This is a genomic window from Streptomyces griseus subsp. griseus (assembly GCF_000720255.1).
In the GTDB taxonomy this organism is placed as follows: domain Bacteria; phylum Actinomycetota; class Actinomycetes; order Streptomycetales; family Streptomycetaceae; genus Streptomyces; species Streptomyces griseus_I.
In genome coordinates this window covers 26,728-47,194 of record NZ_JOJE01000010.1, presented here as the reverse complement: position 1 = coordinate 47,194, position 20,467 = coordinate 26,728, and the positions used below count along the sequence as shown (strand labels likewise).

Below are 20,467 nucleotides of genomic sequence, written 5' to 3'. Positions count from 1 at the left end.
CGGTCCGAGGATCGGCCGGAGTCACCCGGGCAGAATCCGCCCGGTGACCTCACCCAGACCCACCCGGACACCGCCCGGGCCGGGGGCCCAGGCCGACAGGGTGACCACGTCGCCGTCCTCCAGGAAGGTGCGCTTGCCGTCGGGGAGTTCCAGGGGGTCGCGTCCGTTCCACGTCAGTTCCAGCAGGGAGCCGCGCTCGCGTTCGGTGGGACCGCTCACCGTGCCCGAGCCGAAGAGGTCGCCGGTGCGCAGGGAGGCGCCGTTGACGGTCATGTGGGCGAGTTGCTGGGCGGCCGTCCAGTACATGGTGGAGAAGGGCGGCTCGGAGACGACATGGCCGTTGACGGCGACGGAGATCCGCAGGTCGTAGCCGCCGGGCTCTTCCTCGCTGTCGTCCAGATAGGGCAGCAGCGGGTGGGTGCGCTTCGGGGGCGCCACCCGTGCTTCCTCCAGGGCGTCGAGCGGGGTGATCCACGCGGACACCGACGTGGCGAAGGACTTGCCGAGGAACGGACCGAGAGGGACGTACTCCCAGGCCTGCACGTCCCGGGCGGACCAGTCGTTGAGGAGGGACAGCCCGAAGACGTGCTCGCGGAAGGCGGACAGCCCCACCGGCTTCCCCCGCCCCGAGGGCACCCCGACGACGAAGCCGACCTCCGCCTCGATGTCCAGGCGGACCGACGGGCCGAAGACCGGCGCCGGGTCCGAGGGAGCCTTGCGCTGGCCCGATGGCCGGACGACGTCCGTGCCGGAGACCACCACCGTGCCCGAGCGGCCGTGGTAACCGATGGGCAGGTGCTTCCAGTTCGGGGTCAGGGAGTCCTCCGCGTCCGGGCGGAAGATCCGGCCCACGTTCCGGGCGTGGTTCTCGGAGGCGTAGAAGTCGACGTAGTCCGCGACCTCGAAGGGCAGGTGCAGGGTCACCGAGGACAGGGGGTGGAAGAGCGGTTCGATGGCGTCCCGGTGCGAGGGCACCGTCACCCAGGCGGTGAGCGCCCGCCGCACGTCGGACCAGGCGGTGCGGCCCGCGGCGAGGAGCGGGTTCAGCGAGGACTGCGCGAGGAGGGCGGCGTACGGCGAGCCGAGCGCGCGGGCGGCCGCGCCCGCGTCGAGGACGTGGTCGCCGAGACGGACGCCGACCCTGCGGCCGGCCGCGTCGGAACCGGCGGGGGAGAAGACGCCGTAGGGAAGGTTGTGCGGGCCGAAGGGGTCGCCCTCGGGGACGTCGAAGGGGGGCATGGGGTGGCTGCCTCACTCTCATCCGGGCCATGCGTGCGATGGATCCCACGGGTGATCCCGAGGTGCTCCGGCGGGATTCCATGTGGTCGCGCCACACGTTACGGCCGAGTTCCCGGTCTTGGGCAGGGCCTAAAAGGTTGGCAATGTCCGAATTGGGGTTGTTGGATGGGGCAATTCCGGCATGAAGCGAACGCTGTCCCACGCGCCGTCAGTTCACAGCCCTGCCGTCACCTCCCGGCCCAGGCCGGTCCGAGCACCCTGCGGGCCAGGAACCCGGCCTTCGTCCTCCCCGGTGCCGTGAAGGGCATCGGCAACATGTTGGAGACCGTCGGGGAGGGCGGTCTGCCCCAGGACGTCGCCGAGATCGTGGGGCTGCGCGTCAGCCAGATCAACGGGTGCAGGTTGTGCGTCCACGGCCACACGCACAACCTGCGCAAGGCCGGCGCGAGCGAGGACCGCATCTCGTCCGTCGCCGCCTGGCGCGAGGCCCCCTTCTTCGACGACGCCGAGCGGGCCGGGCTGAAGCCGGCGGAAGCGATGACACCACCCTCAAGGAGCCCGTGGGCACCACCTGGGAGTGAAAAGCCGATCGCCACGGTGGAGTTGAAAGGCGCGGCGGGACGGCGGCGGGCGCCCCCGCGGTCCGGTTCGCGCTGAGTCGAGGGAGGTGTCCTGTCCGTATTCTCTGATCATGGCCGCACCCACCGCATCAAACGAGCGCACCACGTACTCACTCATCGCCACCGACCTGGACGGAACGCTGCTGCGCGGCGACGACACCGTCTCCGACCGGTCCTTCGCCGCGCTGGCGCGGGTGGCACGGGCGGGTGCCCAGCACCTCGTCGTGACGGGACGGCCGGCACCCCGGGTGCGCCCGCTCCTCGACGACCTCGGCAGCACGGGGCTCGCGGTGTGCGGGCAGGGCGCGCAGGTCTACGACGCCGGCGCGGACCGTCTGCTGTGGTCGATCACTCTGGACCGGGAGCTGGCCGAGACCGCGCTCGAGAAGGTCGAGGCCGAGGTGGGGCAGGTGTACGCCGCGGTCGACCAGGACGGCGTCGACGGCCTGACGCTCATCGAGCCCGGGTATCTGATGCCCCACCCGACCCTGCCCGCCGTGCGGGTCGACCGGCGCGCCGATCTGTGGTGCGAGCCGATCAGCAAGGTACTGCTGCGCCATCCCGACCTGTCCGACGACGAGTTGGCGGCCACGGCGCGGGGAGTGGTCGGCTCGCTGGCGACGGTCACCATGTCGGGGCCGGGCACCGTGGAACTCCAGCCGTGCGGCATCACCAAGGCGACCGGTCTGGCCCTGGCCGCCGAGCACCTGGGCCTGAGCCCGGCGGACACGATCGCCTTCGGGGACATGCCCAACGACATCCCGATGTTCGACTGGGCGGCCCGTGGCGTCGCGATGGCCAACGCGCATCCCGAAATCAAGGCCGTCGCCGACGAGATCACCAAATCGAACGAGGACGACGGCATCGCCATCGTCCTCGAACGACTGTTTCCCCAGGGCTGATGGGCGGCCTCCGCGCGGAACCCGCGTGCCCCAGGCCTGTCGTTTGGATCACGCCGCAGACGCGGGGCCTTGCAGCTGCACGCCCGAGGCCCCGCTCACCGGCACCGACGAGGCACCGTGGCACCGGAGATTCCCTGCGGCCTGACCCGAACGGCAGGCCCTAGTACGCCCCGAAGACGTTGTCGATCGAACCGTAACGCGCCGCGGCGTAGTTGCAGGCGGCCGTGATGTTCGCGATCGGGTCGTAGGGGTCGAAGGACGTGCCGGGCACGTGGTAGGCCTGGAACGTGGGGTCGATGACCTGGAGCAGGCCCTTGGACGGGGTGCCGGCGGCCGCGTTGGAGTCCCACAGGTTGATGGCGTTGGGATTGCCCGAGGACTCACGCATGATGTTGCGGTAGATCCCGTCGTAGGAGCCGGGGATGTTCCGCTCGGCCATGATGGCGAGCGACGCCCGGATCCAGCCGTCGAGGTTGTTGGGGTAGCCCAGGACCGCGGCGGTCGTCAGGGACGGGGTGGCGGCGGAGGCGCTGCCCGCGCCGAGGAGCGGCAGGGCGAGCACGGCGGCGCCGGTACCGGCGACGACGAGGGTGCGGACGAGTCGGGAAGTGCGGGGGCGGCGGGGCAGGCCGGCAGCGGGCATGGCGAGTTCCTCTCCGGCGCCTGCGAGGTGAGCTGTCGGGTTCGGGCTGGGAGGTGCCCGGCCGGCCGCCGTGGAGCGACGCGGCTTCACCCCGAGCCGGCCCGGTGCGATGCCCGGCCCGGCGACTTGCCTGGGTCCCCCGCTCCTGCCGTGCGCGAGTGAGTTCGTCGATGGGTCGCGGGCGGCGGCAGGATTCGGCGTCCGCCCGACAGGCCGGGAACGTATGCGAGAGCACATGTCGGGAACAAGGGGCGGATTCATATCTCGCCCGATTGACCTTGGTCTGAGATGTATGGGGCGCTTGATCCTTTGCTGTTGCCAAGGCTCAACTCGGTGATGGGCAAAGGGGTGAGACGGCAGAGAGTGGCGTGTCCGAATAAGCCCGCACGTGACCCAACTCACTGTCCGCATATCTCCAGCCCATTTGCCACTAAGGGGAATTGAGAAAGCAATCGCGGCAAATCGGGCACATTGGGTTCACGGTCGGGTGGCCGAGAAATGGCGGGGCATGAATGGCTGCTCGCGGGCAAGGTGAGGGGTGACTGGTCGTATCGGATGATCAAAGGCACACCGCTCGTTTACGTACCGGCCGGACGGTACGTAAATCGTGAACGCCTCCCGCTCGGGCGACGTCGCCGGTAGGAGGGGCGGGGGGCATCAGTGATCGAAAGGTGACCGGATACGCTGACTTGAGTGATGGCAGCGACCTATCGACAACCACGTAAGCGCCGGTAGACACCAGCAGACAGGAGACCCCTCGTGACCGTCGTCGGGCCGTTCGGGCTGAGCGTGCGGGACCAGGCTCTGGAAGCCGATGTCCAGGCCGGAATGGCGGCCGTCGAGGAGGGTTTGCTCGAAGCCACCAAGAGCGAGGTCCCCTTCATCACGGAGGCCGCCCAGCATCTCGTGCGAGCCGGTGGGAAGCGTTTTCGGCCACTTCTCGTGATGCTCGCGGCGCAGTTCGGTGACCCGTACGCGCCGGGGATCGTGCCGTCCGCGGTGGTGGTGGAGCTCACCCACCTCGCCACGCTGTACCACGACGACGTGATGGACGAGGCCGAGGTGCGGCGCGGGGTGGACAGCGCGAACACGCGCTGGGGCAACTCCGTCGCGGTCCTCACCGGCGACTTCCTGTTCGCGCGGGCCTCGCACATACTGGCCGACCTGGGACCGGAGGCGGTCCGGGTCCAGGCGGAGGCGTTCGAGCGGCTGGTCACGGGCCAGATCCTGGAGACGGCGGGCCCCACGGACGGGCGGGACCCGGTCGAGCACTACCTGGACGTGCTCGGTGGCAAGACCGGCTCGCTGGTCGCTGTCTCCTGCCGGTTCGGGGCGATGATGTCCGGCGCCGACGAGACGGTGGTCGACGTCCTGACGCAGTACGGCGAGCGGCTCGGGGTCGCCTTCCAGCTCGCGGACGACGTGCTCGACATCGCCTCCGACTCGCACGAGTCCGGCAAGACGCCGGGTACGGACCTGCGCGAGGGCATCCCCACTCTTCCGGTGTTGCGGCTGCGCGAGCGGGCGGCCCGGCTCGGGCTGCCGGAGGACATCGCCCTGTGCGAGCTGCTGGACTCCGACCTGACCGACGACGCCCGGCACGCCGAGGCGCTGGCGGCCCTGCGGGCACACCCCGCGCTGGAGCAGGCGCGCCAGGACACGGTCCGGTACGCCAAGGAGGCGCGGGCCGCGCTGGCGCCGCTGAAGGAGTGCGACGCGAAGGTCGCGCTCATGGAGCTGTGTGACGCGGTGGTCCACCGGGCCGGCTAGGGGGACACCCCTCGGGCCCGTCCGCCGTCGGCTTCTTTCCCGGTCCTATCGGAGTATCCAGTCCCTCCGGGGTGTCCGGTTCTTTCGGAATATCCGGTTCTTCCGGATCGCCCACTTCTTTCGAAGTGCTCGGCCTTTCCGGAGTGCCCGGTTCTTCCGCGGTATCCGAGGATGCGTGATGTGCGTCACGCCGCTGGGCTGACTTCGGTGGTGTCACCGCGCACGACCCCTACGGGTCGGGGGAGGCGCCGCCTCCTCGTGTCATACCGCAGGCGTACGCGGAGTTGAGTCCGCGGGTTGACGAATCCCCCTGACGGATTTGGTCAGATGGAGACCACGGAAAACACCACTCCTCACCGATTCGGGTGAGAATGGCTGCTCGGGGTGGGACACGGACACGCGAGATGGGCAGCCGCCGCCGACGACGGAGGTAAGGCACACATGGCACCGTACGCATCCGATGACAGCACGACCGCCGGGGAGGCCGACGACCTGCGCTCCGGACGGCGCAAGGCGGCGCGGTACGTCGTTCCGGTCACGGTCATGGGGGTGGCCGCGGCGACCATCGGGCTCGTCCCGGCACTCGCCGACTCCGGCGACCCCGACCTGCCCAAGATCAGCGCGCAGCAACTCATCGAGAAGATCGCGCAGTCGGACGTACAGCAACTGTCCGGCACCGTGAAGATCAGCACGGACCTGGGCCTGCCCGACCTCGGCGGGCTGCAGAGCGGCCTCCTGTCCGGCGCCGCCGGGAAGGGTGGAGACGACGGCTCGTCGGCCGACCCCTCCACCAAGCTCACCGAACTGGCCTCCGGTACGCACACCGTGCGCGTCGCCGCCGACGGCCCGGACCGGCAGAAGCTGTCGCTGCTGGAGAACGCCGCCGAGTACAGCCTGATCCACAACGGCAAGGACGTCTGGGGGTACGACAGCAAGTCCAACGAGGTCTACCACGGCACGTCCCCCGAGGGCGCGGACAAGACGCGGGAGAAGGACGAGCGAGACCTCCCCGCCACCCCCAAGGACCTCACCGAAGAGGCTCTGAAGTCGGTCGACGCCACCACCTCCGTCACAGTCGACGGCACCGTCCAGGTCGCCGGCCGGGACGCCTACAAGCTGCTCATCAAGCCGAAGCAGTCCGGTACCACGGTCGGCGCGATCAGCGTGGCCGTGGATGCGAAGACCGGGCTGCCGCTGAAGTTCACGCTGACCCCGGCGAGGGGCGGCGCGGCCGTGGTCGACGCCGGCTTCACGCAGGTCAGCTTCGCCAAGCCGGCCGCCTCGACGTTCGACTTCACTCCGCCGAAGGGCGCGAAGGTCACCGAGGACAAAAAGTCTGGCGCCGAGCCCAAGCCCGAGCCCGAGCTCAAGCCCGAGCTCAAGCCCGAGCCCGAGCACGGGCAGCGGAGCCCGAAGTCCGAGGGGGACCTCGGCAAGGAGCTCGACGGCCTGAAGACCATCGGCGAGGGCTGGAACTCCATCGCCACCTTCGACACCGGCGGCGAGGGCGTGCCCTCGGGCGCCGGGGCCGGCGGTGACCTCGGTGGGTTCCTCGGCTCCCTCGGCGACCAGGTCAGCGGCAAGTTCGGCAAGGGCACGGTGTTCTCCACCCGCCTGGTCAACGCGTTGATCACCGACGACGGCAAGGTCTACGTCGGCGCCGTCACCAAGGACGCGCTGGTGAAGGCGGCGAACACCGCCAAGTAGGCACCGTGCGCCCGCGGCAGGGGCGTAGGACGAATCGAGGGAGCGCATGGACGAGTCGTCCGCCACGGAGCCGGAACGGGCTCCGGACCCGGAGCCAGCCCCGGGCCCGGAGCCGACCCCGGACCCGGAGCCGGTGGACGCGCGGGACGGCGTCATCGCAACCCGCGCGCTCACCAAGCGCTACCGGGGCGGACAGCTCGCCGTCGACGGCCTTGACCTGACCGTCCCGACGGGCAGCGTCTTCGGCTTCCTCGGCCCGAACGGCTCGGGCAAGACGACCACCATCCGCATGCTGATGGGGCTCATCGAACCGACCTCCGGCGCGGCCCGCGTCCTGGGGCACCCCATGCCGCGGGCCGCGCGCGCCGTGCTCCCGCACGTCGGCGCGCTCATCGAGGGGCCCGCCCTGTACGGCTTCCTCTCCGGCCGCGACAACCTGCTGCGCTACGACGCCGCCGACCCGGTCGCCGATCCGCGCACCCGGCGTACCCGCGTCGCCGCGGCGCTGGACCGGGTGGGGCTGACGGCGGCCGCGGGCAAGAAGGCGAAGGCGTACTCCCTCGGCATGAAGCAGCGGTTGGGCCTCGCCGCCGCGCTCCTCCAGCCCCGCCGCCTGCTGGTCCTCGACGAGCCGACCAACGGCCTGGATCCGCAGGGCATGCGGGAGATCCGCTCCCTGGTCAGGGAGCTGGCCTCCGACGGCACGACCGTCTTCCTCTCCTCCCACCTCCTCGACGAGATCGAGCAGGTGTGCACCCACGTGGCCGTGATGGCCCAGGGCCGGCTCATCACCCAGGGTCCGGTGGCGGAGCTGGCGGCGGGCACGCGCGGCCGGCTGGTGGTGACCACGCCGGACCCGGGGGAGGCGGCCCGGGTGCTGAAGGAACAGGGGGTCGGGGACGTAGTGATCGCCGAGGACCAGGTGACCGGCGAGCCGCCCGAGCGAGACCTCGCCGAGGTGAACGCCGCGCTGGTGGCAGCGGGCGTCCGCGTCCGCGGTTTCACCGTCGAACGGGCCTCTCTGGAGGACGCGTTCGTGGCACTCACGGGGGAGGGATTCGATGTCGCGGGCTGACGTCGTGCCGCAGTCGTACGCGACCGGGGAACAGGCCCTCCGTAAGCCGAGCCCCTTGTGGACCTTCGGCCTGCTGCGCAACGAGCTGATGACCACCCTGAGGCGCTGGCGCACCCTCGCGCTGCTGGGGGTGCTGGCGGCCGTGCCGATCCTGGTCGGGATCGCGGTGAAGATCGAGACCAGCGACGGCTCACCGGGCGGCGGCCACGGCTCGGGCGGCGGTGGCGGCGGTCCGGCGTTCATCGCGCAGATCACCAACAACGGGCTGTTCCTCGTCTTCACCGCACTGGCCGCGACACTCCCGTTCTTCCTGCCCATGGCGGTCGGCGTGGTCGCGGGCGACGCGATCGCCGGCGAGGCCAACGCGGGCACCCTGCGCTACCTCCTGGTCGCCCCCGCCGGCCGCACCCGTCTGCTGCTCACCAAGTACGCGACCACGATGGCGTTCTGCCTGCTGGCCACCCTCGTGGTCGCGACCTCGGCCCTGGCGGTCGGCGCGCTGCTCTTCCCGCTGGGCGACCTGACGACGATCTCCGGCACCCGGATCGGCTTCGCCGACGGCCTGGGGCGCGCCCTGCTGATCGCCCTGGTCGTCGCCGCTTCCCTGACCGGGATCGCGGCCCTCGGCCTGTTCGTGTCGACGCTCACCAACAGCGGCATCGCGGCGATGGCGACGACGGTCGGTCTGCTGATCACCGTCCAGATCCTCGACCAGATCCCCCAGCTCCACGCGATCCAGCCGTACTTCTTCTCCCACTACTGGCTGTCCTTCGCCGACCTGATGCGCGACCCGGTCTACTACGACGAGCTGGTGAAGAACCTCGGACTCCAGGCCCTGTACGCGGCCGTGTTCGGCTCGGCGGCCTGGGCGCGCTTCACGACGAAGGACGTCACGGCGTAGCGCTCACGCGGCCTCCGACGCGGTCTCGTGGGGGAAGCGTGCGAGCGCCGCGTCACCCGCGAAGAACGTCTTCGCGTGCACCAGTGCCGCCTCGTCGTTCAGTACGTCACCCCGCCTGCTGCCGTTGCCGAGCAGGACCCCGCCGAAGCGCATGCCCATGTACGCGGCCGAGTTGTGCAGGGTGCCGATCAGCGGCTCCGCGACGGAGAACTCGTGGTCGGCGAGCGCGGCCACGCCCCAGAGGGTGCGGCCGGCCAGATTCGCCTTGAAGTCGAGGCCCGGGGTGCGCAGCCAGCCCGACCAGTGGTCGAGGTAGCGCTTGGTCTGTGCGGACACCGAGTACCAGTACAGCGGCGACGCGATCACGATGTCCGTCGCGGCGAGCGTGGCGTCGAGCAGCAGCGCCGGGGCGCCCTCGCTGGGGCGGACATGGTCGCTGTCGCGCCGCAGGTCCACGAAGTCGGGCAGCGGGTGCTCGGTCAGGTCGATCCACTGCTGTTCGACGTCCGGGGGGAGTTGCTCGGCCGCCCGGCGTGCCAGCAGCCGGGTGTTGCCGTCGTCGCGGCTGCTGCCCAGCACGAACAGGAAGCGGCGGGTGGTCATGGATCCCCCAGTGGTGAGCGTACGACAATTACACGCGCCTACATTAATTGCACATGCATTCATCTGTCCAGGGGGAGCAGTCCAGGGGGAGCAGCCCAGGGGAAGCGGTCCAGGGGAAGCGGTCCAGGGGACGTCGTCAGGAGACCGCCCCCGCCACGGCGAGCAACAGCGTCTCCCGCCCGTGCGGTGCCACCAACTGCAGCCCCACCGGGCAACCGTCGGCGCCCAGTCCCGCCGGGACGCTCACCGCCGGATGCCCGCTCAGGTTGAACGCCCAGGTGAGCGCGGTGGAGTACCGGTGCCCCGGCCCGTCGTGACCGTGCGGCGCGTTCGGCGTCGTCGGCGTCAGCAGCAACTCCGCCTCACCGAAGAGGGCGCTGAGCCGCCGGTCGTTCACCGCGCGGAGGCGATGGGCCGCGTCGAGATCAGGTGCGCCGGGGGAGCGGAGGGTGGCTGCTGCGGAGGAGCGCAGGGCGAGCCAGGCGGGCGCGGGATCCTCCAGGCGGAGGGACGTGTACGGCCGCACGAGCCGTATGACGCCGGAGTCGGCGAGGCGCAGAGCCGCCGCGTGCGCGAGGGCGGCCGGCTCCGGGTCGGTGTCGGCGAAGCCGAGGTCGGCGGACCAGACCGCGGTGGGGACGGCGGACGACCACTGGGTGGCCTCACCGGGCGCAGGGCGCCTTACGGTCTCCCCGGACACGGCGCGCCGTATGGCTTCGCCCCACCTTCCTGGCGGACCGGCGCCACCCGGCGTCAACCGCCGCACGTCCTCCCCACACATCACCCGCCAGTACGCCTCCGCGTCCGACGCCCGTCGGGCGAGCACGCCGGGGGCCGCGAGTCCCGTGCGGTCGGAGGTCGGGAGGTGGCCGTTCGTGGTCTTCAAGCCGACGACACCGCACCAGGCCGCCGGTATCCGCACGGACCCCGCCCCGTCGCTGCCGGTGGCCAGCGGTACCAGGCCCGCGGCCACCGCGGCCGCCGACCCTGCCGAGGAACCGCCCGGCGTACGGTCGGCGCGCCAGGGGTTGACGGTACGGCCGTGGCGCCCGAGTCCCCAGGTCTGCCAGGGAGTTCCGGGCCCCGGCACGGAGGTCGCGCCCACGGGCACGCATCCGGCCGCCAGCAGCGGGCCCGCCGTACGCAGCCCGTGCCGCCCCTTGACGCCCACCGGCACCCCGGCCAGCGGCGGCCGCTCACCCGCGGCGACCCGGGCGTCCACTTCGAGGGCCCGCCGCAGCGCCTCCTCCTCCCACACCTCGGTGAAGGCACACAGCTCGGGATCGACCCGCCCGATCCGCTCCAGCGCCGAGGCCACCACGTCCACGGCCGTCAGCCGCCGGGACCCTACGGCCTCGGCGATCTCCTCGGCCGACGCCTGCCCGCCGTCCACGCTCAGCGTGCCCGCGCTCCCGTGAGGCGGGCCAGCGCGGCCGTGTCCCGGGGCGGCTCCCCGCCCAGGTCGCCGAGGCGCCATGCGGGCACCCAGGGCACGCGGTACACCTCGACGAGCGACTCGATCAGCTTGACGTGCCGTACGAGCTGGCGCGGCAGGCGGCCCGGCGCGTCCGCGACGAGCACGACCGCGTCGAGGCCGAGCCCTTGCGGTGCCTCACCCTGTCGGAAGCTCTCCAGGGTGCGCAGCACTGACTCGAGTCCGGCGGCGTGCGTACGGGCGACGAGCAGCACGGACGGCGGGTCGGCGGGGCCGGGCCAGTCACGTCCGCTGTCGTGGCCGCCGTAGACGGTGGCGAGGGTGGAGGCACCGGCTCCGCCGTGCGTGGCGACCCACGAGAAGTGCCGATCGGCGGGGGAGGAGGTGGGCGGGTCCTGCTCCGGTGGCGGCACGGGGCCGCGCAGCCAGATCTCGGGACCCTGCCGCCTGCCCGCCGCCGTCGTCGCCATTTCCGCGTTCCTCCTTCGTCACCCCGGCCGTTCCCCTCGACCAGCCAGACCCTTGTGGCTCAGGGACGGTTCCGTGATGCAGGGTAGGTTCCTGGAACGAGGCTGTGACGCCGTGGTGACGCGAGTACGGGGAGCGAGCGGAGAGACTCGACAGTACGTGGACGGCGGGGGCCGTGGCGCCGAGAAGTACAGGTGAGTGAGGAAGCGATGTCTCGACTCAGTCGCGAGAAGAAGCGGGAAGAGAAGCGGGCGGTGCCGACGGCGGCGCCCGTGCTGGCACCGCTCGATGTCCACGTCCCCGGCGAAGGTCCCGGAGCGGGCGGTGCGTCGATCGGCGGCGTCCCGGTCGTCCCGGCCCACGGCCAGGAGATTCAGCACGCCGTCCTGGGGCACCTCCACCGCATCGCCCTCGCCACCGGCCACCCCGTCCTCGCCCACGTCCACGACGAACGCATCGGCTACGTCGTCCCCCTCCGCATGGACCCGGACGGCTCCACCCACTTCACCGCCGAACCGACACCTACGGCACCGGCGGCATCCACTGCACCCGCGGCATGCACGGCATCCACGGCGTCCCCGGTGGATGAGCCACGCGTTACGGAGACCCCCCGTCGGGATCAGCCGACGCATCTGCTGCGGGAAACGCCGGAGCCGGTGAGGGACGCGACGCCGACGTTCCCCCTGCGCTCCGTTGCCGAGACGGAGACGGAGACGGAGGCGGATGCGGGGAGCGCCGCCCGGTCCGAGCCGGCGACCTTCCCGCTGCGAGCGGTGCCGGAGTCGGCGGCAGAGGGCGGTACGGCCGTTTCCGATACGGCCACTTCTCCTACGGCCGCTTCCGCTCCCACCGATGCGCCCGGCACGCCCCCTGCGGCAGAGGCCGCGTCGGCTTCCCGTACGCCCGCCGCCCCCGGCACCGTCTCCGTCCCCACCGGCACCTTCGGTCCGCCGCCCACCATGGCCCTCCGGCCCGACGCCAACCGCGCGCCCTCCGCACAGACGACCCCGACCTCGTCGCCGGGGCCCTACGCCGAGACGCCCCCCGAGCCCACGCGAACGCCCTACGCCGAGGCACCCCCCGAGCCCGAGCCCGCGCCCTTCGCCGGGACGACCTCCGAGCCTGATCCCGAGCCCGCGCCCTCCGCCGGATTCATCCCCCAGCCTGAGCCCAGGTCCCTCCCCGAGGTGACCCCGGAACCCGCCCCCCTGCCCCTGCTCGGCGTCGCCGCCGGCATCGAGCCGGAGGCCGAGCCCAAGCCGACTCCCGCGCGTGGGTTCGACGCGGTGGCCGAAGCCGTGCTCGGGGACGATCACCGCACCGCGCCCGGCGACGGCTCCGCCCCCGCTCTCCTCGCCGAGCCGGTGGCCCGGATCAACGAGGCGGTGAAGTCGGGCCGGACGGACACGGCGGCAGGGCTCGCGGAGCAGACCGTCGCCGAGGCGTCGGTGACCCTGGGGCCGGAGCACCCCGAAGTGCTCAGGCTGCGCGAACTCACCGCGTACATCGCCTACCTGGCGGGCGACCCGCTCCGCTCCTTCCACCTCTCCCTCGACCTGGCCCGCGTCCACCGCCGCACGAGGGACGCTGAGGCCGCGTACGGCAACGTCCAGAGCGCGGCCTCCGCCTGGCGCGCCGTACGCAACCCCGTGCAGGGCCTGTCGCTGGGTTACGACCTGATCGGCCTGTGGACCGAGCTCGTCGCGGAGGGGGGACCCGCCGCCGACGACCTCGGCCAACTGGAGTCGGCCCGCACCCGCATGGGCCGCCTGGCCGAGCGCGCACGCAACGCGGGCGTCCAGTAGGAACCCGAACTCACGCGCCCCACCGGCCTACGCCGAAAGGTTCCACACCGCGTACGCCACGGCGTCACTGTTGCGGTCCAGTGCCGTGTCGTTGATGTTGGCCGTGGTGTCGCAGGACGAGTGGTAGCAGCGGTCGAAGGCCTGCCCCGACGTACCGCCCCACTTGGCCGCCTGCGCGGCCGTCTTGCGGTAGTCGGCGCCGCTGAACAGCCCGCCGACGGGGACCCCCGCGTTCTTGAAGGGCGCATGGTCGGAGCGGCCGTCGCCCTCGGTCTCGATCTCGGTCGGGATACCGAGGCCCGCGTAGTAGTCCTTGAAGGTCTTCTCGATCGTGGGATCGTCGTCGTAGACGAAGTAGCCGGGGTTCGGCGAGCCGATCATGTCGAAGTTCAGGTAGCCGCTGATCTTCGCGCGGTTGGTGGAGGAGAGGTTGTTGACGTAGTAGCGCGAGCCGACCATCCCCAGTTCCTCCGCGCCCCACCAGGCGAAACGCAGGTGCTTGGTGGGGTGGTAGTCGGCCCGGGCGACCGCCAGCGCGGTCTCGAGGATCGCGGCGGAACCGGAGCCGTTGTCGTTGATGCCGGCTCCGGCGGACACGCTGTCCAGGTGTGACCCGGCCATGACAACCTTGTTGCTGTCGCCGCCCGGCCAGTCGGCGACCAGGTTGTAGCCGGTGCGCCCGGACGAGGTGAACTGCTGGATGGTCGTGGTGTATCCGGCGGCGTCCAGCTTGGCCTTCACGTAGTCGAGCGAGGCCTTGTAGCCGGCCCGGCCGTGCGCGCGGTTGCCGCCGTTGGCGGTGGCTATGGACTGGAGCTGGGTGAGATGTGCCTTGACGTTGGCCACGGGGATGTCGGGCGCGGCGGCGGCCGCGGCCGGCTGGTGGACGGGTGCGGCGCCGGCTATGGATCCGCCGGCCAGGAGCGAGGCGGCAGCGACGACGGCGGTCGCCGCCGCCCGCCCGGAAACGGAGAGCTTCATGTGGGGGCTCCGAATGACCGAGGGACACCCATGGGATGGCACAGGTGGTCCACACTGAATGGGGTGCCGTGATGGTGAAGCTGTGGCCAACTCTCCGTCAAGAGCGGTATTCGGTCAGGGGGTTCGCATAGCGGACCATATCCGGATTCCCTGGTCGCTCATTGCACGCAGAACTCGTTCCCCTCCGGATCCGCCATCACCACCCACTGGCCTCCGGGCTCCTTCACCTCCCGCAGCACCGTCGCCCCGAGCCCGCGCAGCCGCTCCACTTCCTCCACGCGCCGCTCCGCCCCCGCGTGCACGTCGAGATGGAGCCGGTTCTTGACCGTCTTCGCCTCCGGAACGCGCTGGAAGAGCAGCCGCCGCCCCAGACCGGTGCCGCTGCCCTCGTCCACCGGGTCGTCGGGGTGTCGTACGGCCATCAGGTCGCGGAAGGCACGGCGGCCGTGCCACTCGATCGTGAGGTCGGCCGGTACGGCACCGACGTCGATGAGCCTCTCGATGAGGGCGCTGTTGTCCTCGACCTCGTAGCCGAGTGCGGCGGCCCAGAAGTCGGCCTGGGCGTGCGGGTCGCCGCTGTCGATGACGAGCTTCCAGTGCAGGGGTGCGGGTGTTCGGACCATGCGGTCATTCCTACTGGCCGCCCGCCCGCCGACGCAACGACCGGAAGGGCTTGAACTCGCCGTGTCGTAGAGGGACTTGTACGGCGGCTTGTACGGGACCGGTACTCAGGCCTGCACGCGGGGCGGGGTGGGCATCGCAGTTCCGTCGGCCCCGGCCTCCCCGCCGGCCCCGTCGGCCGCGCCCACCGCGTCCACCGCGCCCCCCGTCCCGGCCGCGGCCAGGGCCACGACCCGCCCTTGCCGTGCCGCGCGCCACGCGTCGGCCGTGAGGAGGGTCAGTGCCAGCCAGACCAGGGCGAACCCGGCCCACCGTTCGGCGGGCATGGCCTCGTGGAAGTACAGCACGCCGAGCAGGAACTGGAAGACGGGCGCGAGGTACTGCAGCAGCCCCAGCGTGGACAGCGGCACGCGGATCGCCGCGGCCCCGAAGCAGACGAGCGGCAGCGCGGTGACGATGCCGGTCGAGGCGAGCAGCGCGGCGTGGCCCGCCCCCTCGCTCGCGAAGGTGAGGTCTCCCTGGCCGCCTGTCCACAGCAGGTAGCCGAGCGCGGGCAGGAACTGGATGGCGGTCTCGGCGGTGAGCGACTCGACGCCGCCGAGATTGACCTTCTTCTTCACCAGGCCGTAGGTGGCGAAGGAGAAGGCGAGGCAGAGCGAGATCCACGGCGGCCGGCCGTAGCCGATGGTGAGGACGAGCACCGCGGCGAGGCCGACCCCCACCGCCGCCCACTGCACGGGACGCAGCCGCTCCTTGAGCAGGAGCACACCCATCGCGATGGTGACCAGGGGGTTGATGAAGTACCCCAGTGAGGCCTCGACGACGTGTCCGCTGTTCACGGACCAGATGTAGACGCCCCAGTTGACGGTGATGACGGCCGCGGCGATGGCGACCAGCCCCAGCCTGCGCGGCTGCCGCAGCAGCTCACCGGCCCAGGCCCAGCGCCGTACGACGACGAGCGCGACGGCGACGAAGACGAGGGACCACACCATCCGGTGGGCGAGGATCTCCACCGCGCCGGCGGGCTTGAGCAGCGGCCAGAAGAGGGGGACGAGGCCCCACATCCCGTAGGCCGCGATGCCGTTCAGCAGCCCCACGCGCCGCTCACCCTTCGACGTCCCGCTCATCGGCCCTCCCTCGTACGACCTGCCGCAGGCCACGACGGTAACGCCGAGCGCCTCCGCCTGTCATGCCCGTATCGGCATACGGTCATGACAGGCGGAGGTCGGGCACCCGAGGGCTCGGCAGAGGGGGAGTCAGCCCTTGAGCGCGGCCGCGATGGCCTCGGAGATCGGGGTGGTCGGGCGGCCGGCCAGACGGGACAGGTCGCCGGTGGAGACGACGAGCTCGCCCTTGGCGATGGACGCGTCCACACCGGCCAGGATGGCGGCGAACGGCTCGGGCAGGCCGGCGCCGGTCAGGATGCCGATGAGCGCCTCGGCCGGGACGGAGTTGTACGCGATCTCCTTGCCGGTCTGCCGGCTCAGCTCGGCCGCGTACTCGGCGAAGCTCCACGCCTCGTCGCCGCCCAGCTCGTACGTCTTGTTCTCGTGGCCCTCGCCGGTCAGCACCGCGACCGCGGCGGCCGCGTAGTCGGCGCGGGAGGCGGAGGAGACGCGACCCTCGCCCGCGGCGGCGACGACGGCGTTGTGCTCCAGGACCGGGGCGAGCTGCTCGGTGTAGTTCTCGTGGTACCAGCCGTTGCGCAGCAGGGCGAACGGGACACCGGAGGCGAGGAGGGTCTCCTCGGTGGCGCGGTGGTCGTCGGCGAGCGCGGCCGTCAGAGTGCCGGGCGCGCTGGTGTACGCGAGCAGGGCCACGCCGGCCGCCTTGGCCGCGTCTATGACCACCTTGTGCTGCTGCGGGCGGCCCTTGTCGAACTCGTTGCCGGAGATCAGCAGCACCTTGTCGCCGGCCGCGAAGAGGCCGTCGAACGACTCGGGCGTGTTGTAGTCGGCGACCGCGAGCTTCACGCCCCGGGCCGCGTAGGCGGCGCCCTTCGTCTCGTCCCGTACGACGGCGGTGATCTGCTCGGCGGGAACCTTCTCCAGCAGCTGCTCCACGACGTGGCGGCCGAGGTTTCCGGTGGCTCCGGTGACGACGATGCTCATGATGTGCGCTCTCCTTATGGGGTGCCTGGCTTCCACTAACCGTAGGAGATGCGCTAACTCTGCGAAAGTACCCACTTTGAAGTAAGGTACTGGCATGGCCGTAAGTGAGTTTGCCGTCGAGGGCGAGGGCATGTGCCCCCACCGCCTCGTTCTGGAGCACATCACCAGCCGCTGGGGCGTCCTGGTCCTGATCCAGCTCCTGGAGCGCCCGTACCGGTTCAGCGAGCTGCGCCGGGCCATCGGGCGGGTGAGCGAGAAGATGCTCACCCAAACCCTCCAGACCCTGGAGCGTGACGGTCTGGTCCACCGTGACGCCAAGCCCGTGATCCCGCCGCGCGTCGACTACTCCCTCACCGACCTGGGCCGCGAGGCCGCCCAGCGGGTACGCGCGCTGGCGGCATGGACCGACCAGCGCATGGGCGAGGTCGAGAAGGCACGCCAGGCATACGACGAGGCCCGGGAGCAGCGGTCCCGGGCCTCGTGAACAGAGGTCGCTCTCAGCCGACCACGGTCCAGGTGTCCCCGCCGGCCAGCAGCGACGCCAGGTCCCCCTTGCCCTTCTGCTCGATCGCCGTGTCCAGCTGCTCGGTCATCTGCGTGTCGTACACCGGCCGCTCCACCGCCCGGAACACACCGATCGGCGTGTGGTGCAGCGTGTCCGGGTCGGCCAGCCGGGAGAGCGCGAAGGCGGTCGTGGGGGACGCCGAGCGGGCGTCGTGGACCAGGATCTCCGACTCGTTCTCCGGGGTCACGGTGACCACTTTCAGATCACCGGTGGCCCGGTCCCGGACGACCCCCCGCGAACCGTCCGCCCCGAAGCGGATCGGCTGCCCGTGCTCCAGCCGGATCACCGCCTCCTCGGCCGACTGCTTGTCCTTCAGCGCCTCGAAAGCGCCGTCGTTGAAGATGTTGCAGTTCTGGTAGATCTCCACCAGCGCCGTGCCGGAGTGGGCGGATGCCTGGCGCAGCACCTCGGTGAGGTGCTTGCGGTCGGAGTCCACCGTCCTGGCGACGAAGGACGCCTCGGCGCCGAGCGCGAGGGAGACGGGGTTGAAGGGGGCGTCCAGCGACCCCATCGGCGTCGACTTGGTGATCTTGCCGACCTCGGAGGTCGGCGAGTACTGGCCCTTCGTCAGGCCGTAGATCCGGTTGTTGAAGAGCAGGATCTTCAGGTTGACGTTGCGGCGCAGGGCGTGGATCAGGTGGTTGCCGCCGATCGACAGGGCGTCCCCGTCACCGGTGACCACCCACACGCTCAGGTCACGCCTGCTGGCGGCGAGCCCCGTCGCGATGGCCGGGGCACGGCCGTGGATGGAGTGCATGCCGTACGTGTTCATGTAGTACGGGAAGCGCGAGGAGCAGCCGATGCCCGAGACGAAGACGATGTTCTCCTTGGCCAGCCCCAGCTCGGGCATGAAGCCCTGCACGGCCGCCAGGATCGCGTAGTCACCGCAGCCGGGGCACCAGCGCACTTCCTGATCGGACTTGAAGTCCTTCATGGACTGCCTGGCCTCGGCCTTGGGGACGAGCGAGAGCGCCTCGATCGTGTCCGTGCCTTCCGTGGTCGTCTCAGCCATCGATGGCCTCCTTGAGAGCCGTGGCGAGTTGCTCGGCCTTGAACGGCATGCCGTTGACCTGGTTGTACGAGTGGGCGTCCACCAGGTACCTCGCCCGGACCAGAGTGGCGAGCTGGCCGAGGTTCATCTCGGGGATCACCACCTTGTCGTACTGCCGCAGAACCGTACCGAGGTTCTTCGGGAAGGGGTTGAGGTGGCGCAGGTGCGCCTGCGCGATGGACAGCCCGGCCGTCCGCAGCCGCCGTACCGCCGCCGTGATCGGCCCGTACGTCGAGCCCCAGCCGAGGACCAGGACGTTCGCCTCGTGCGGGTCGTCGACCTCGATGCCGGGGACGTCGATGCCGTCGATCTTGGCCTGCCGGGTGCGGACCATGAAGTCGTGGTTGGCGGGGTCGTAGGAGATGTTGCCCGTGCCGTCCTGCTTCTCGATGCCGCCGATGCGGTGCTCCAGGCCGGGCGTGCCCGGGATCGCCCACGGCCGGGCGAGGGTCTGCGGGTCGCGCTTGTACGGCCAGAACACCTCGGTGCCGTCGGCGAGGGTGTGGTTGGGCCCCTGCGCGAACCGCACCCGTAGATCCGGCAGCTCGTCGATCTCCGGGATGCGCCAGGGCTCGGAGCCGTTGGCGAGGTAGCCGTCCGACAGCAGGAACACCGGCGTGCGGTACGTCAGCGCGATCCGGGCCGCCTCCAGAGCGGCGTCGAAACAGTCCGCGGGCGTACGGGGGGCGACGATCGGCACCGGTGCCTCGCCGTTGCGCCCGAACATCGCCTGCAACAGGTCCGCCTGCTCGGTCTTGGTCGGCAGACCCGTCGAGGGACCGCCGCGCTGGATGTCCACGATCAGCAGCGGCAGCTCCAGCGACACCGCGAGCCCGATCGTCTCCGACTTCAGCGCCACACCGGGCCCGGACGTGGTCGTCACCGCCAGGGACCCGCCGAACGCGGCCCCCAGCGCCGCGCCGATCCCGGCGATCTCGTCCTCCGCCTGGAACGTGCGCACACCGAAGTTCTTGTGCTTGCTCAGCTCGTGCAGGATGTCCGAGGCCGGCGTGATCGGGTACGAGCCGAGGAACAGCGGCAGATCCGCCTGCCGGGAGGCCGCCACGAGGCCGTAGGACAGCGCCAGGTTCCCGGAGATGTTGCGGTAGGTGCCCACCGGGAAGGCCTTCGCCGCCGGTGCCACCTCGTAGCTGACCGCGAAGTCCTCCGTGGTCTCGCCGAAGTTCCAGCCCGCCCGGAACGCGGCGATGTTCGCCTCGGCGATGTCGGGCTTCTTGGCGAACTTCGTTCTGAGGAACTTCTCCGTGCCCTCGGTCGGCCGGTGGTACATCCACGACAGCAGGCCCAGTGCGAACATGTTCTTGCTGCGCTCGGCCTCCTTGCGGGAGAGGTCGAACTCCTTCAGCGCCTCCACCGTCAGGGTGGTCAGCGGGACCGGGTGGAGCTGGTAGCCGTCGAGCGAGCCGTCCTCCAGCGGACTGGCCGCGTAGCCGACCTTCGTCATCGCCCGTTTGGTGAACTCATCCGTGTTGACGATGATCTCCGCACCGCGCGGCAGGTCGCCGATGTTCGCCTTCAGCGCGGCCGGGTTCATCGCCACGAGCACGTTCGGCGCGTCCCCGGGGGTGAGGATGTCGTGGTCGGCGAAGTGCAACTGGAACGAGGAGACCCCGGGCAGCGTCCCGGCGGGCGCCCTGATCTCGGCGGGGAAGTTCGGCAGCGTCGACAGATCGTTGCCGAAGGACGCCGTCTCCGAGGTGAAACGGTCCCCGGTGAGCTGCATACCGTCACCCGAATCACCCGCGAACCTGATGATCACACGATCGAGGCGGCGTACATCCTTCACCCCGTTCGCTTTGCGCTGCTCTCCCACGACGGTTCCGTCGGCCTGCTCCGCTGCGCTGCTGACCTGACTGGTCACTGAACTGGACCTCCCTCGAGGCGGCTGTCGGGGAACGGCCTTCCCGAAGGCCCTCCCAGGATCAACCCTACGTCTGTGAGGGTCGCCT

Annotated in this window: 19 protein-coding genes; 8 read left to right on the top strand and 11 right to left on the bottom strand. The window is 71.0% G+C overall.

Annotated elements, in window-relative coordinates:
- Positions 1–21 precede the first annotated feature (21 nt).
- Positions 22–1,239 carry a fumarylacetoacetase gene (gene fahA, locus IG99_RS15790; RefSeq protein ID WP_037674388.1) on the bottom strand — a complete coding sequence of 406 codons (1,218 nt, stop codon included), beginning with the start codon at positions 1,237–1,239 and terminating at the stop codon, positions 22–24.
- 315 nt (positions 1,240–1,554) lie between these two features.
- Between fahA and IG99_RS45445 the strand changes: the two genes are divergently transcribed.
- The gene (locus tag IG99_RS45445) at positions 1,555–1,896 is read left to right on the top strand and encodes a carboxymuconolactone decarboxylase family protein (RefSeq protein WP_234311861.1); all 342 of its coding nucleotides are present in this window, start codon (positions 1,555–1,557) and stop codon (positions 1,894–1,896) included.
- A gap of 34 nt (positions 1,897–1,930) precedes the next feature.
- Entirely contained in the window at positions 1,931–2,761 is an 831-nt protein-coding gene (locus IG99_RS15780; RefSeq protein WP_037674386.1) for a Cof-type HAD-IIB family hydrolase, read from the top strand.
- Between the two features lie 160 nt (positions 2,762–2,921).
- Here IG99_RS15780 and IG99_RS15775 read toward each other — a convergent pair whose 3' ends face one another.
- On the bottom strand, positions 2,922–3,404 hold the full coding sequence (locus IG99_RS15775) for a transglycosylase SLT domain-containing protein (RefSeq protein ID WP_037674384.1): 483 nt from the start codon (positions 3,402–3,404) through the stop codon (positions 2,922–2,924).
- A gap of 759 nt (positions 3,405–4,163) precedes the next feature.
- Between IG99_RS15775 and IG99_RS15770 the strand changes: the two genes are divergently transcribed.
- The 4 genes from IG99_RS15770 to IG99_RS15755 all read left to right on the top strand — a co-directional run bounded on the left by IG99_RS15770 (position 4,164) and on the right by IG99_RS15755 (position 8,857).
- Positions 4,164–5,174, top strand: coding sequence for a polyprenyl synthetase family protein (locus IG99_RS15770; protein WP_037674382.1), 1,011 nt, complete (start codon positions 4,164–4,166; stop codon positions 5,172–5,174).
- 441 nt (positions 5,175–5,615) lie between these two features.
- Positions 5,616–6,881 (top strand): DUF2092 domain-containing protein, encoded by a 1,266-nt coding sequence (locus tag IG99_RS15765; protein WP_037674381.1) that lies wholly within the window; start codon positions 5,616–5,618, stop codon positions 6,879–6,881.
- Positions 6,882–6,927: 46 nt separating this feature from the next.
- A complete protein-coding gene (locus IG99_RS15760; protein WP_037674378.1) occupies positions 6,928–7,956 on the top strand; it encodes an ABC transporter ATP-binding protein in 1,029 nt (342 codons plus the stop codon).
- A complete protein-coding gene (locus IG99_RS15755) occupies positions 7,943–8,857 on the top strand; it encodes an ABC transporter permease (RefSeq protein ID WP_037674375.1) in 915 nt (304 codons plus the stop codon). The genes IG99_RS15760 and IG99_RS15755 overlap by 14 nt, the downstream gene beginning before the upstream one ends.
- A gap of 3 nt (positions 8,858–8,860) precedes the next feature.
- On the opposite strand, the gene IG99_RS15750 is transcribed toward IG99_RS15755, so the two are convergent.
- The 3 genes from IG99_RS15750 to IG99_RS15740 form a co-directional block, all read right to left on the bottom strand.
- A complete protein-coding gene (locus IG99_RS15750; RefSeq protein ID WP_037674373.1) occupies positions 8,861–9,460 on the bottom strand; it encodes a flavodoxin family protein in 600 nt (199 codons plus the stop codon).
- Between the two features lie 136 nt (positions 9,461–9,596).
- The gene (locus tag IG99_RS15745; protein ID WP_037674634.1) at positions 9,597–10,859 is read right to left on the bottom strand and encodes an amidase; all 1,263 of its coding nucleotides are present in this window, start codon (positions 10,857–10,859) and stop codon (positions 9,597–9,599) included.
- Complete coding sequence (locus IG99_RS15740; protein WP_037674370.1) at positions 10,856–11,365, bottom strand: DUF6668 family protein; 510 nt, start codon at positions 11,363–11,365, stop codon at positions 10,856–10,858. Before IG99_RS15740 ends, IG99_RS15745 begins: the two co-directional genes overlap by 4 nt.
- A gap of 207 nt (positions 11,366–11,572) precedes the next feature.
- Here IG99_RS15740 and IG99_RS15735 point away from each other — a divergent pair, with 207 nt between their 5' ends.
- Entirely contained in the window at positions 11,573–13,168 is a 1,596-nt protein-coding gene (locus tag IG99_RS15735) for a hypothetical protein (protein ID WP_037674368.1), read from the top strand.
- Between the two features lie 27 nt (positions 13,169–13,195).
- On the opposite strand, the gene IG99_RS15730 is transcribed toward IG99_RS15735, so the two are convergent.
- The 4 genes from IG99_RS15730 to IG99_RS15715 all read right to left on the bottom strand — a co-directional run bounded on the left by IG99_RS15730 (position 13,196) and on the right by IG99_RS15715 (position 16,881).
- Complete coding sequence (locus IG99_RS15730; protein ID WP_037674365.1) at positions 13,196–14,149, bottom strand: M28 family metallopeptidase; 954 nt, start codon at positions 14,147–14,149, stop codon at positions 13,196–13,198.
- A 158-nt stretch (positions 14,150–14,307) separates the two neighbouring features.
- Positions 14,308–14,772 carry a VOC family protein gene (locus tag IG99_RS15725; RefSeq protein WP_037674363.1) on the bottom strand — a complete coding sequence of 155 codons (465 nt, stop codon included), beginning with the start codon at positions 14,770–14,772 and terminating at the stop codon, positions 14,308–14,310.
- Positions 14,773–14,877: 105 nt separating this feature from the next.
- On the bottom strand, positions 14,878–15,897 hold the full coding sequence (gene rarD / locus IG99_RS15720) for an EamA family transporter RarD (RefSeq protein WP_078947736.1): 1,020 nt from the start codon (positions 15,895–15,897) through the stop codon (positions 14,878–14,880).
- 129 nt (positions 15,898–16,026) lie between these two features.
- A complete protein-coding gene (locus tag IG99_RS15715) occupies positions 16,027–16,881 on the bottom strand; it encodes an SDR family oxidoreductase (protein WP_037674360.1) in 855 nt (284 codons plus the stop codon).
- A 94-nt stretch (positions 16,882–16,975) separates the two neighbouring features.
- Here IG99_RS15715 and IG99_RS15710 point away from each other — a divergent pair, with 94 nt between their 5' ends.
- Positions 16,976–17,365, top strand: a complete 390-nt coding sequence (locus IG99_RS15710) for a winged helix-turn-helix transcriptional regulator (protein WP_037674358.1) — start codon at positions 16,976–16,978, stop codon at positions 17,363–17,365.
- A 13-nt stretch (positions 17,366–17,378) separates the two neighbouring features.
- On the opposite strand, the gene IG99_RS15705 is transcribed toward IG99_RS15710, so the two are convergent.
- Together IG99_RS15705 and IG99_RS15700 are read right to left on the bottom strand one after the other, a co-directional pair.
- Complete coding sequence (locus IG99_RS15705) at positions 17,379–18,458, bottom strand: 2-oxoacid:ferredoxin oxidoreductase subunit beta (RefSeq protein WP_037674356.1); 1,080 nt, start codon at positions 18,456–18,458, stop codon at positions 17,379–17,381.
- The gene (locus tag IG99_RS15700; protein ID WP_037674354.1) at positions 18,451–20,379 is read right to left on the bottom strand and encodes a 2-oxoacid:acceptor oxidoreductase subunit alpha; all 1,929 of its coding nucleotides are present in this window, start codon (positions 20,377–20,379) and stop codon (positions 18,451–18,453) included. The genes IG99_RS15705 and IG99_RS15700 overlap by 8 nt, the downstream gene beginning before the upstream one ends.
- Positions 20,380–20,467 lie beyond the last annotated feature (88 nt).